The 12,860-nt window shown below is 37.5% G+C and carries 11 protein-coding genes and 1 rRNA gene; 7 read left to right on the forward strand and 5 right to left on the reverse strand.

Going from position 1 to position 12,860, the window contains the following annotated elements; all coding sequences use genetic code 11:
• Positions 1 to 57: 57 nt before the first annotated feature.
• From F935_RS15240 to F935_RS15250, 3 genes are all read right to left on the reverse strand, one after another.
• A 16S ribosomal RNA gene (locus F935_RS15240) occupies positions 58 to 1,595 on the reverse strand.
• Between the two features lie 421 nt (positions 1,596 to 2,016).
• Positions 2,017 to 2,568, reverse strand: coding sequence for a peptidylprolyl isomerase (locus F935_RS15245; RefSeq protein WP_016139703.1), 552 nt, complete (start codon positions 2,566 to 2,568; stop codon positions 2,017 to 2,019).
• Positions 2,569 to 2,725: 157 nt separating this feature from the next.
• Complete coding sequence (locus F935_RS15250; RefSeq protein WP_035366340.1) at positions 2,726 to 3,796, reverse strand: alpha/beta hydrolase; 1,071 nt, start codon at positions 3,794 to 3,796, stop codon at positions 2,726 to 2,728.
• A gap of 211 nt (positions 3,797 to 4,007) precedes the next feature.
• On the opposite strand from F935_RS15250, the gene F935_RS15255 reads away from it, so the two are divergent.
• Entirely contained in the window at positions 4,008 to 4,376 is a 369-nt protein-coding gene (locus F935_RS15255; protein ID WP_016139705.1) for a hypothetical protein, read from the forward strand.
• Positions 4,377 to 4,542: 166 nt separating this feature from the next.
• Here F935_RS15255 and F935_RS15260 read toward each other — a convergent pair whose 3' ends face one another.
• Positions 4,543 to 4,773: a hypothetical protein gene (locus F935_RS15260; RefSeq protein WP_000733015.1), complete on the reverse strand. Its 231-nt coding sequence runs from the start codon at positions 4,771 to 4,773 to the stop codon at positions 4,543 to 4,545.
• 392 nt (positions 4,774 to 5,165) lie between these two features.
• Positions 5,166 to 6,032 carry an MBL fold metallo-hydrolase gene (locus F935_RS15265; RefSeq protein WP_016139706.1) on the reverse strand — a complete coding sequence of 289 codons (867 nt, stop codon included), beginning with the start codon at positions 6,030 to 6,032 and terminating at the stop codon, positions 5,166 to 5,168.
• A gap of 107 nt (positions 6,033 to 6,139) precedes the next feature.
• Between F935_RS15265 and F935_RS15270 the strand changes: the two genes are divergently transcribed.
• The 6 genes from F935_RS15270 to F935_RS15295 all read left to right on the forward strand — a co-directional run bounded on the left by F935_RS15270 (position 6,140) and on the right by F935_RS15295 (position 12,824).
• On the forward strand, positions 6,140 to 7,033 hold the full coding sequence (locus F935_RS15270) for a LysR family transcriptional regulator (RefSeq protein WP_016139707.1): 894 nt from the start codon (positions 6,140 to 6,142) through the stop codon (positions 7,031 to 7,033).
• A 162-nt stretch (positions 7,034 to 7,195) separates the two neighbouring features.
• Positions 7,196 to 7,750, forward strand: a complete 555-nt coding sequence (grpE, locus tag F935_RS15275; RefSeq protein ID WP_016139708.1) for a nucleotide exchange factor GrpE — start codon at positions 7,196 to 7,198, stop codon at positions 7,748 to 7,750.
• 118 nt (positions 7,751 to 7,868) lie between these two features.
• Positions 7,869 to 9,809 (forward strand): molecular chaperone DnaK, encoded by a 1,941-nt coding sequence (dnaK, locus tag F935_RS15280; protein ID WP_016139709.1) that lies wholly within the window; start codon positions 7,869 to 7,871, stop codon positions 9,807 to 9,809.
• Positions 9,810 to 9,908: 99 nt separating this feature from the next.
• Complete coding sequence (locus F935_RS15285; protein WP_016139710.1) at positions 9,909 to 11,405, forward strand: anti-phage dCTP deaminase; 1,497 nt, start codon at positions 9,909 to 9,911, stop codon at positions 11,403 to 11,405.
• 2 nt (positions 11,406 to 11,407) lie between these two features.
• Positions 11,408 to 11,590 carry a hypothetical protein gene (locus F935_RS15290; RefSeq protein WP_016139711.1) on the forward strand — a complete coding sequence of 61 codons (183 nt, stop codon included), beginning with the start codon at positions 11,408 to 11,410 and terminating at the stop codon, positions 11,588 to 11,590.
• Between the two features lie 316 nt (positions 11,591 to 11,906).
• Positions 11,907 to 12,824: a matrixin family metalloprotease gene (locus tag F935_RS15295; protein ID WP_016139712.1), complete on the forward strand. Its 918-nt coding sequence runs from the start codon at positions 11,907 to 11,909 to the stop codon at positions 12,822 to 12,824.
• Positions 12,825 to 12,860: the final 36 nt, after the last annotated feature.

Raw genomic sequence — 12,860 nt, forward strand, 5'->3', positions numbered from 1 at the left:
AGATACATCTATGAAGAACAACTTGTTGTGGATTCTTACTAATCGTCAATCTTTCGTTAAGGAGGTGATCCAGCCGCAGGTTCCCCTACGGCTACCTTGTTACGACTTCACCCCAGTCATCGGCCACACCGTGGTAAGCGTCCTCCTTGCGGTTAGACTACCTACTTCTGGTGCAACAAACTCCCATGGTGTGACGGGCGGTGTGTACAAGGCCCGGGAACGTATTCACCGCGGCATTCTGATCCGCGATTACTAGCGATTCCGACTTCATGGAGTCGAGTTGCAGACTCCAATCCGGACTACGATCGGCTTTTTGAGATTAGCATCCTATCGCTAGGTAGCAACCCTTTGTACCGACCATTGTAGCACGTGTGTAGCCCTGGCCGTAAGGGCCATGATGACTTGACGTCGTCCCCGCCTTCCTCCAGTTTGTCACTGGCAGTATCCTTAAAGTTCCCGACATTACTCGCTGGCAAATAAGGAAAAGGGTTGCGCTCGTTGCGGGACTTAACCCAACATCTCACGACACGAGCTGACGACAGCCATGCAGCACCTGTATGTAAGTTCCCGAAGGCACCAATCCATCTCTGGAAAGTTCTTACTATGTCAAGGCCAGGTAAGGTTCTTCGCGTTGCATCGAATTAAACCACATGCTCCACCGCTTGTGCGGGCCCCCGTCAATTCATTTGAGTTTTAGTCTTGCGACCGTACTCCCCAGGCGGTCTACTTATCGCGTTAGCTGCGCCACTAAAGCCTCAAAGGCCCCAACGGCTAGTAGACATCGTTTACGGCATGGACTACCAGGGTATCTAATCCTGTTTGCTCCCCATGCTTTCGCACCTCAGCGTCAGTGTTAGGCCAGATGGCTGCCTTCGCCATCGGTATTCCTCCAGATCTCTACGCATTTCACCGCTACACCTGGAATTCTACCATCCTCTCCCACACTCTAGCTAACCAGTATCGAATGCAATTCCCAAGTTAAGCTCGGGGATTTCACATTTGACTTAATTAGCCGCCTACGCGCGCTTTACGCCCAGTAAATCCGATTAACGCTTGCACCCTCTGTATTACCGCGGCTGCTGGCACAGAGTTAGCCGGTGCTTATTCTGCGAGTAACGTCCACTATCTGAAGGTATTAACTTCAGTAGCCTCCTCCTCGCTTAAAGTGCTTTACAACCATAAGGCCTTCTTCACACACGCGGCATGGCTGGATCAGGCTTGCGCCCATTGTCCAATATTCCCCACTGCTGCCTCCCGTAGGAGTCTGGGCCGTGTCTCAGTCCCAGTGTGGCGGATCATCCTCTCAGACCCGCTACAGATCGTCGCCTTGGTAGGCCTTTACCCCACCAACTAGCTAATCCGACTTAGGCTCATCTATTAGCGCAAGGTCCGAAGATCCCCTGCTTTCTCCCGTAGGACGTATGCGGTATTAGCATTCCTTTCGAAATGTTGTCCCCCACTAATAGGCAGATTCCTAAGCATTACTCACCCGTCCGCCGCTAAGTGATAGTGCAAGCACCATCACTCCGCTCGACTTGCATGTGTTAAGCCTGCCGCCAGCGTTCAATCTGAGCCATGATCAAACTCTTCAGTTAAAAATCATTTTGCACCTTATTAAAGACAAGGTGCCAATTCTGGCTCATCAATTTTCTGACTTAAATTTCGCTCAAATAAACTTCGAGTAATTTAAACCAATCAATCAATGATAATATTTCGATCAATCAATCAGTAAAAATCCACACAAGTTGTTCTTCATAATCTCTTAATGATCTTTCTGCTCTTCGTCAGAGACAGAATTCAACGCAATACTAAGTTTTTCATCTTAACCCTGTAAGCTAAGATATTCTCATGTATCGCGTCGGGATGAGTGCATTATAGGGGAAAAAAATTGGTACGCAAGCACTTTTCCAAACATATGTGTTTGATCGATTCTTTTTCACCCAACCAAAATCAAAAAAAGTAAAAATAATAAATTAAGTTATTGATAAATATCAATAATATTAAAATAATTTATTTTCATTCTTTTTTGATTTTCATTTCTATTATCTTAATAGGTTGTTTTGGGACATTCTGATGCATGCCATCAGTGATTGTCGGTACTTTTACAATACGGTCAACCACATCCATTCCTTTAATCACTTTTCCGAAAACTGCATAGCCCGCATTACCAGCAGAGCGATTTAGAAAGCTATTATCTGCGACATTAATAAAGAACTGACTAGTAGCTGAGTCAGGATTTGCGGTACGAGCCATTGCTAAGGTTCCGCGCGTATTACCAATTCCATTTCCAGCTTCGTTTTTGATTGGTGCTCGAGTGGTCTTTTCCTGCATATTTGTAGTAAGCCCACCACCCTGTACCATGAAACCAGGAATTACGCGGTGGAATATCGTATCTTTATAAAAGTTCGACTTTATATAGCTTTTAAAATTCTTCACGCTGATTGGGGCTTTCTCATCATAAAGTTGTATTTCTATGTTGCCCAAATTTGTTTGCATTTCAACTAAAGTGTCAGCCCAGACAGAATGACTGCTTAAACCCAAGCAACATAGCATTAATAATTTTTTCATATTTTCCTACAGTAAAATGCAAAACTTAATAAAGGTTAAATTTAATCGTCTATATAAAAGAATTCTAGTGCGTATTTATTATCTTTTATTTAAAGCCTTATATTTTAGATTTGTGTATGAGTCCACGTTCCACGTGAAACATGGACCAATTTTTTATTTAGCTATTTTTATCCCAGAATTTTCTAAAGTTTTTACTGAACTCAATGGTGTAACGTTTAGCCTTTTTAGAAATAGGCGTCAAATTTATAAATCCATGAGTTTGATCTGAGTATTCTTCATAATGCATTTTGACGCCATTTTGGCGTAGCTTATAGCTATAGATTTTTCCTTCATCATGTAATACGTCGTGCCCAGCAGTAATCACGAAAGCCGGTGGATTCTTTTTCAAGTTTCCATATGTTGGCGAAATAATAGGGTCATCTAATTCTACGTTATGCTGGGTTGCATAATATTGAGTGACATTATTGATATCATTATCTGTCAAAACCAGCCCTGCGTTATAAGCATAGAAGGATGGATGTCGGCTCTTGAAATCAACTGCAGGGTAAATAAGAAGTTGAGCTTGTGGAGCATAAGGTTTATTTACTGATCTTTGAGCCACGACTGTACTGATGTTTCCACCTGCACTATCCCCCGCTACCGCAATTCGACCTTTTAATATTTTTAACTGTCTACGATTTTGATATACCCAAGCTAAAGCATCTTCACAAGATTGGATTAAATGCTGAGGAGAAACCTCTGGTGCTAGAGGATAATCAATACTGAGTACTTGTACTTTTGCATATTTTGCCAATATACGACAAACCTCATCATGAGTATCTAATCCACCAACAACAAATCCTCCGCCATGGTAGAAAACAAGAAGAGGTAATTTTTTATTAGGTGCCGGATGATAGTGTCGTGCGAAAACGGTTCCGCTTTGGAGAGGTAAACGAATATCTTCTACTGAATCGATATCTGTTGATTTCTGGCGTATAGCCAGCATTTGGGTATCGAACTGTCTTCTAGACTCAATGGGGTCTGAACCAACGAAACCGATATGACCCTGTTTAATTTGTACAGCCATCATACATTTAGTAAATGAGTCGAGATCTGGATATTGGTAAGAATATCCAAGAATTTTGGCAAGTGATTCTTGAGCTAATCGAGGTAACTTATCAAGAGCTCGAGCAGCGGGCCCTTGGCCCTTTTCTAGCAATGTTTGAATTTTTTGATTGAATGCTGTCATGCCTATCTCCATGAATTCCTCTTATCCTTCATATTTTCTACAGAATTCTGTTGTTGTTTGACTATATTCGCATACAACTCACGTAATCAAGATACAAAGGTAAAACCCAAATTACGCTAATCTGATTTAAAGCAAATGTCATTAACAAATCTGTCACTTAAAACAGGACTTTTTTGCCAATTATTGTTAACAGACAAAAAGAGGTACGATTATGTCAACAAAACTAGTTGTTACTTTATTAGCAACCAGTCTTTTAACTGTAGGCTGTGTAGCTTATACGGATGACCCTTCTTATCGTGGCGGTTATGGTTACCATGATCATGATACCAATCGCTATGATCGTAATGATGGACGTCGATATAACGATTGGGAACGGAAACGTTGGGAAGAACGTCAAAGAATATATGAACAACAACGAAGAGTTGCTCGCGAACAGGATCGAAATCGTCATGAATGGGATAAAAGACGCCATGACGAAGATAAAAAACACCGTGATGACGATAAAAGGCGCCACGAATGGGATAAAAAACGAGTAGAAGATAGGGATCATAATCATCGAGATTCTCGTCATGATGACTAAATTCATTACTATATAAAAAGCCCCAATAAGCTACGTCTTTTGGGGCTTTTTTGAGAATTCTAAACTCTCTTAATTATAGAGTAATGAGTAGCAGCTCATTTCATATATAAATCGGCATCTTAAATATACGACTCTATAATCTTTTAACTATTCTTATCACTAAGAATTACTGAGCTGTTGCAGAACCTGAAACAGAACCAGAAGCACCAGCATCAACTTGACCTGGTTGTGCTTGGCCAGAAACGCCCGCATCAACACCTACACCAGCTTGTACGCCAGATGGGCTAGCACTTGTTTGAGCAGAACCTGATGCGTTTAAACCAGCTTCAGATGCACAACCAACAGCTGTAAAAGCAACACCAGCAAGTACTACAGAGATAAGACCTAATTTTTTCATAATCGCTTTCCTTTCATTACGACAAACACTTAAATGCAAAGATCATCTTCGCGCTGCCTATAATTCACAATTTTTTTTTCTGGCGTGCGTATCATTGGTTGTCTTTTGTAGTAATAGAAGTACAAGTTGTGCAATTTTTTATTAAATTCGCTTCCCTACCCCGAACTCAATCTTTTATACAAGCCGAGCAACTTAAGCTTTTGTTTAATTTTATCAATTTTTAATTTTTATCTTAGCCTTGTGCTCTACTCAAAAAAATTCTCTTTATAGAAACGCTATATAAGGTATGTAGAATGTTACAGAGGTTTTTTGCTTAAAAATTCAGTTTCTCCATTAAAAAAGCCGGGTATACACCACGGCTTCTATAAAAACTTATTCTATTTCGATTTAAATTACGGCCACTGCATCTCGCCTTTTACAACTTTTGCACCTAACTCTAGGCTATCCACACTCTTTAATGTTGGATATTGTTTTTGCATGAGCTGACTTAGCTCACTCGCATTTTTACTTACTTTAGCAGCTTTCTCATAGCTTTTGAAATAGTCGATCGAAAAGTTAACCGCATCTAAACCTTGTGGAGCTCCCTCAACCATATGGGCAGGAACAACCGTTTGAGGTTGAAGTGATTTAATGTTTTCTAGAGTTTGAATTACTTCATTGCGGTCTTTAACTTTTGGTGTATCTGCCATCCATAAATGAATGCCAGAAGATACAGGAATACCGCCAACTACTGCTTTTGAAGAAGGAATCCATAAATAAGTAAGTTCTTTCTTACCTTTAATCTCGATTGACTCATTTTCAAGCTTTAAAGTTTTAGCAGTATAAGCTTGAGGCACAATAATTTGGCTAGGCGCATTTGCACCCATTTGTGGACCCCAATACTTCACTTTGAGTGCTTGAGTATCTTGAATATGTTTAACAGTTTCCGGCGTTGCGATGATTTGTACATTTGGGAAGTATTGTTTAAATACGTCTAAGCCAAAGTAATAATCTGGATCGCCATAGCTTACGAAAATTGTTTTTAGCGTTTTACCGCTATCGATAATGTCGGCAGCAATACGTAATGCTTCAGATTTTGAGAATTGCGCATTGACCAATAGAACTTCTTTATCGCCTTCAATTAAAGTAGAAGTCACGCCAAAATGCTGGGGTTTAGCCAGAAAACTTTGGATTTTTAGATCTTGTGCAAAAGCTGAGGAAGCCATCGTCAAAGCGGTGGCAGTTGCTAGGGCTGAAGCAGTTAATTTAAAAAATTTCATTATGTATTCTCCAATTTCATGAGGAATACTTTAAATTGCAATTTCTGTAAGATAAACGCACTAAATTAAGATAAACTGTTGCATATATTGTAATAATGATAAAGCATATGGATACATTAAAAGCCATACACGTCTTTGTTTCTATTGCTCAGCATGGCAATTTAACCAAAGCCGCAGAACACCTGAATTATTCCCGTGCGATGGTTTCTCGTTATCTTGAGCATCTTGAACACACATTCTCAACTCGACTATTTCAAAGAAATACACGAAAAATATCTCTCACTCCAGCCGGTGAAAAAGCCCTACTCTACTGCGAAAATATTTTACAGCAACAACAACTTCTACAAGAGCTGGCAGCACCCGAACAACATAACGGTACGATTCGCTTTACCTGTGGTTTATTTTTATTTCAATTAGGTGTTGGGGAATGTATTCGTCAATTTAAAAAGCAGCACCCACATATTCAATTTGACGTATATCTTACTGAAAATACAATTGACTTGATTGATGCACAGGTCGATTTAGCCTTACGTATAACGCAAAAAGTTGCAGATGGATTAATTGCGAGACCAGTCTGTCAGATCGAATCGGTATTTTGTGCCCATCCAGACTATTTAAAAGAGCATAGTCCCCTCTCTCATCCAAGACAACTTATTCAATATGAATGTTTAGCTCACCATAGCCAACATCAATATTGGACTCTTTTTGATGAAGAGCAACAACCGCAGAATTATCCTTTAAATGTGACCTTTAAAAGTAATGATGTAAATGCTGTTTATGACATGTGTCTACATGCCCAAGGTATAGCAATGTTGCCCTCACTATTAGTTAAAAAAGATTTAAAAGAAAAACGACTAGTTCCTCTATTTAAAAACTTTTCGGCTCCGGAATTAAGTTTGTCGGTGGTATATGCATCGAGGCAACATTTACCCAAAATAACGCAGGAATTTATTGCTTTTATGATCGAAAATTTAGATTTTTACTTAAAACCGCAAAATTAAAAGTTTTAAATTGCCGTGTACGCTTGAATTTTTAGGCAATGCCCATACTTCATCTCTATTAATGAATTACAGCATATGCATGGCAGTTCAGGTTTTACCCAGTAAATGCTGATGCCAAAAGGACTGTACATGTTTAAAAACCCATTTAAACGGAGATCATCAATGGCTAATGAGCAAAACGAGCAAGCTCAAGACATTCAACACGAGCAAGCAGAGCAATCTAATGAGCAAACTCAGGCTGAAGGTGTAGAGCAAGCAAACGACGTTACCGTTGAATCTTTACAAGCGCAAATCACTAAATTAGAAGAAAGTCTTAAACTTGAAAAAGCACGTACAGCGAATGCTGTCTACGAAGCACAAAAAAGTGTAGAGCGTATTCAACGTGAGTCTGAAAAGCATAAGGAAACTGTGCTTGAAAAGTTTGCAAAAGAATTACTGGATTCTGTAGACAATCTAGAGCGCGCAATTCAAGCGGCGGGTGATGAAGAAACACCTGTACTTGAAGGGATCAAATTAACGTTGAAGTCGCTGTTAACTGCGCTTGAAAAATTTGGCGTTGTAGAAGCTGATACTAAAAATGGTTTCAATGCAGAGCTACATCAAGCAGTTGGTATTGATCCAAATGCTAAAGCGAATGAAATCGGTACGGTTTTACAAAAAGGCTATACCTTAAATGGCCGCTTATTGCGCCCTGCTATGGTTATGGTCGGTCAATAAGTAAATTTTTGAGAGTTTTTTAGATTTTTTTAGCTAAAATGCTTGAAAAAAATAGATTCACTCTCATATCGGATAACAAGCAAAAACATTGCAAAAGAATTTTTGAGGAAAACGTCACATGGCAAAAATTATTGGTATTGACTTAGGTACTACCAACTCATGCGTTGCTGTACTTGAAGGCGATAAAGTAAAAGTAATCGAAAACGCTGAAGGCACACGTACAACTCCATCGATCATCGCTTATAAAGATGGCGAGATCTTAGTGGGTCAAAGTGCTAAGCGTCAGGCAGTAACTAACCCAAAAAATACATTATTCGCTATTAAGCGTTTAATTGGTCGTCGTTATGAAGATCAAGCGGTACAAAAAGACATCGGTCTTGTACCTTACAAAATCATCAAAGCTGACAATGGTGATGCTTGGGTTGAAGTAAACGACAAAAAATTAGCACCTCAACAGATCTCTGCTGAAATCTTGAAAAAGATGAAGAAAACTGCAGAAGACTATTTGGGTGAAACAGTAACTGAAGCAGTTATTACTGTTCCTGCTTACTTTAACGATGCTCAACGTCAAGCAACTAAAGATGCGGGTAAAATCGCTGGTTTAGACGTTAAACGTATCATTAACGAACCAACTGCTGCTGCACTTGCGTTCGGTATGGACAAAAAAGAAGGCGATCGTAAAATTGCTGTTTACGACTTAGGTGGTGGTACTTTTGACGTATCAATCATTGAAATCGCAGACCTTGATGGCGACCAACAAATCGAAGTGTTATCAACAAATGGTGATACTTTCCTTGGTGGTGAAGACTTTGATAACGCGTTAATTGAATTCTTGGTTGAAGAATTTAAGAAAGAACAAAGTGTGAACTTGAAAAATGATCCACTTGCGTTACAACGTTTGAAAGAAGCTGCTGAAAAAGCAAAAATCGAGCTTTCTTCATCGAATGCAACTGAAATCAACCTTCCATATATCACTGCTGATGCGACTGGTCCTAAACACTTAGTGATCAATGTAACTCGTGCAAAACTTGAAGGTTTGGTTGCTGATTTAGTTGCTCGTACAATTGAGCCTTGCCGTATCGCGCTTAAAGATGCTGGTCTTTCAACTTCTGAAATCTCTGACGTAATCTTGGTTGGTGGTCAGTCTCGTATGCCACTTGTACAACAAAAAGTACAAGAATTCTTTGGTAAAGAGCCACGTAAAGACGTGAACCCTGACGAAGCAGTTGCAATCGGCGCTGCGATTCAAGGTGCAGTATTGTCTGGTGACAAAACTGACGTTCTTTTATTAGACGTAACACCATTAACTTTAGGTATTGAAACAATGGGTGGTGTATTAACACCAATCATTGAGAAAAACACGACGATTCCTGCGAAGAAATCACAAGTGTTCTCTACTGCTGCTGACAGCCAGCCTGCTGTAGACATTTCTGTTTACCAAGGTGAACGTAAGATGGCTCAACAAAACAAATTGTTGGGTAACTTCCAATTAGGCGACATTCCACCGGCTCCACGCGGTGTGCCACAAATTGAAGTATCTTTCGACATCAATGCTGATGGTATCTTGAAAGTATCTGCTAAAGATAAGAGCACTGGTAAAGAGCAATCAATCCAGATTAAAGCGAACTCAGGTTTGTCTGATGCTGAAATCGAAGCAATGATTAAAGATGCTGAAGCGAATGCTGAAGAAGATCGTAAGTTTGAAGAACTTGCAAAAGCTCGTAACGAAGCTGATGCATTGATTTCAAGCTCGAACAAAGCAGTTAAAGATCTTGGTGATAAAGTTACTGAAGATGAAAAAACAGCTGTAAGTAGTGCGGTTTCTGAACTTGAATTAGCAACCAAAGAAAATGATGTTGACGATATCAAAGCTAAAACTGAAGCTTTACAAAACATCTTAATGCCTATCACTCAACGTGCTTATGAACAAGCACAGCAAGCTGGTGGTGCAGAAGGCTTTGATCCAAATGCATTCCAAGGTGGCGATGCAGGTCAACAAAAAGCTGATGATGGCGTTGTAGATGCAGAGTTTACTGAAGTTAAAGATGACAAAAAATAATTTGTTTCTTTAATAAAAAACCGCGCTTAGGCGCGGTTTTTTTATTGATATTTAAAACAAACTATTTAAAATTATATAAAACTATTCAAAAGTAAAAATATGAATTATGAAGATATATTGAATCCAAACAATGATTCTGAATTATTTATTGCATTTGTGGGCGCAATTGGCATTGACTTAGATAATATATATAAAATATTAGAAAGTCGTTTAAAAGCATTTAGATATACTACTGAGCATATAAAGGTATCTAAAGATATTATTGCTGATCTATTTGATCCACTTCCTAATTTTGATAATGAATATAAAAGAATCTCCTATTTGATGGATCGTGGGAATGATTTAAGAAAAGAGTTTAATGGAGCTACTTCTTTAGGAATCTCTGCCACTATATCTAGAAAAAGAGCTTCTAGAGATAAACCTGAAAAAAGAATCGCTTACATTATTAATTCTTTAAAACACCCTGAAGAAGTTCAGATGTTAAGAAAAATTTATTCTCATGGCTTCTTTTTAATTAGTGTATTTTCTAGTGAGGAAAGAAGGCTATCATATCTAGAAGAAACTAAACTGATTCCCAATTCTGATGCATTAAAATTAATTCAAAGAGATGCAGATGAAACTATAAAAAATGGACAACATACTGCTGATACATTTCATCTATCAGACTTCTTTATAAATGTAGATGGAGATTCTGATAAGTTAAATAATGATATTTGGAGAATACTAGACTTAATTTTTGGCAGCCCCTATATAACTCCTACATTTGATGAATATGCTATGTATATGGCTTTTTCTGCATCATTAAGATCAGCAGATCTATCCAGACAGGTAGGAGCTGTTGTTACACAAAATTCAAATATTCTTTCAACAGGTGCTAACGATATCCCTAAAGCAGGAGGAGGATTATATTGGCCAATATATAATAATGATAAGAAAAAAGTAGAAGATCTCGAAAATGGAAGAGACTATAAAATAGGAGTAGATTCAAATGTTAAGGAAAAAAAAGAAATTATTTCAGACATACTTAGCAATCTACCTTCATCCATAACTGATAAACTAAATTCAGATGAATTAACTGAGTTAAAAGAGCATTTAGCTAAGAGTAAAATAAAAGATATTACGGAATATGGTCGGGTAGTGCATGCTGAAATGGAAGCGTTACTAGCTTGTGCTAGAAATAATATACCTACACTAAATACAACATTATTCTGTACAACATTTCCATGCCATAATTGTGCAAAACATATCATCGCCTCTGGAGTTCAGAAAGTTATATACATTGAACCCTATCCTAAAAGCAAGGCTATTAAATTTCACCCAGATTCTATTTCACTAGACTCATCTCAAAAAACTAAGGTGATTTTTGAAGCTTTTGTTGGAGTAGGCCCTCGTAGCTTCTTTAATCTTTTTTCTACAAATCTTGGTAGCGGATATGCTATAACAAGAAAAGATAAGGAAGGAGATGTTATATTTTGGAAAATGCAGGAAGCTTCTGTTAGAATGCCGCTCCTCGCTGTTTCTTATCTAGAAAGAGAAATATCTATGACAACTGATCTGAAAGCTCTTATTACAAAAGCAAGAAAAAAAGGAAATTAATTATGTCAGTATTACTAGATTACTTAGATAGAATCGAGGAAGAAGTTAAAAAATGGCCTGAATGGAAACATGAAAGCTTGAAAAATGCTTTTCAAATTCCACAGCTCAACAAAATACAAAGAGTAGAAAAATTCTATCCTGTAGTATCAACCCCAAATAATTTATATATACCTATTAATCAATAAAAAAACCGCGCTTAGGCGCGGTTTTTTTATTAGTTACAAAAAATAACAATGTGTTTTTCAGCATATTTTAAAAAAATTTAATGTCAAAAAAGTCAATCATAAAAACTAATCTATTCATTATAAAAAAGATTTTATAAACTAAAATACACTGTTACTTATTCCAGTAATTATTCCATTATTGCCAAGTCTAAAAACATCTTTTTAAATTTTTCTACCAAGATCACAAAGCTCTCCCACTCTCCTGTACTTTTTATCATTTTGACGAATTAAATTAAGTAGCTAACAATAGGATTTTATTTATATTTTTTATTTTGCCATGAAAAAAATTCTATGGTGGGGATTGAGCTTATGTTTATGCATAGGCTTTCAAACAACGATTTTTGCTCAAAGTAATCTACCAAGGGGTTTATCTAATCAACCTTTAAAGTATCGAATTGCTTTTATTGATCCACGGTTTCAATTAACTCAAGAAAAATTTATTGAAGTTAGCCAACAAGCTGCCGAAATCTGGCACAAAGAGACTGGAAAAAGCTATTTTATTTATGATCCTGAAGCAGAGTTATCAATTAACTTAATTTATGATGATCATCAAATGATGAAAAGCGAGCAACAGGAAAATTTGAATGCACTCATGCAAAAGCAGGAACAATGGCGCATTAAAAATGAAGAAATTGTTTTAAACAAACAAGAAGTTGATCAGTTATCATCTGATTTGAATAAGAAAAAGGTCAGCCTAAAAGCTGAGTTTGAGCAATATCAACGAGACGTAACACGCTTTAATCAAGGGGAACATCGATACTATCGTGCCGATGAGTTAAAAGAGCAGCAAAATGAATTACAGCAAAAGTCTGGAAATCTGCAAAATGAATCAAATGGTTTAAATTTTAAAATTCAATCACTTAATAAAAAAATTAGAAAACTAAATCAAGAGCAAAGTGATTTAACAACTTTAATGACACAATTTAAGCTAGAACAAAAAGCCAGTACTCAACCCTTTCATAAAGGCTTATTCAGCCAAAACCAAATTCAAATTTATGGTTATGCCTCTTTAAATGATTTACGTTTGACCCTTGCTCATGAGTTTGGTCATGCTTTAGGACTAAAACATACCACGGATCCTAAATCTTTAATGTATCCCCGTTTAAAAGAGCAAGATATCTATAATTTCAAATTAACAGATTCAGATTTAGATTTATTAGGCTCAATTTATAGTTCAATTAAGGAAAATCATTAAAGCTAAATGATTAAAAAAACTACACTAAACAAAGAA

It is taken from the genome of Acinetobacter calcoaceticus ANC 3811 (assembly GCF_000399665.1).
Classification (GTDB): Bacteria; Pseudomonadota; Gammaproteobacteria; order Pseudomonadales; family Moraxellaceae; genus Acinetobacter; species Acinetobacter calcoaceticus_B.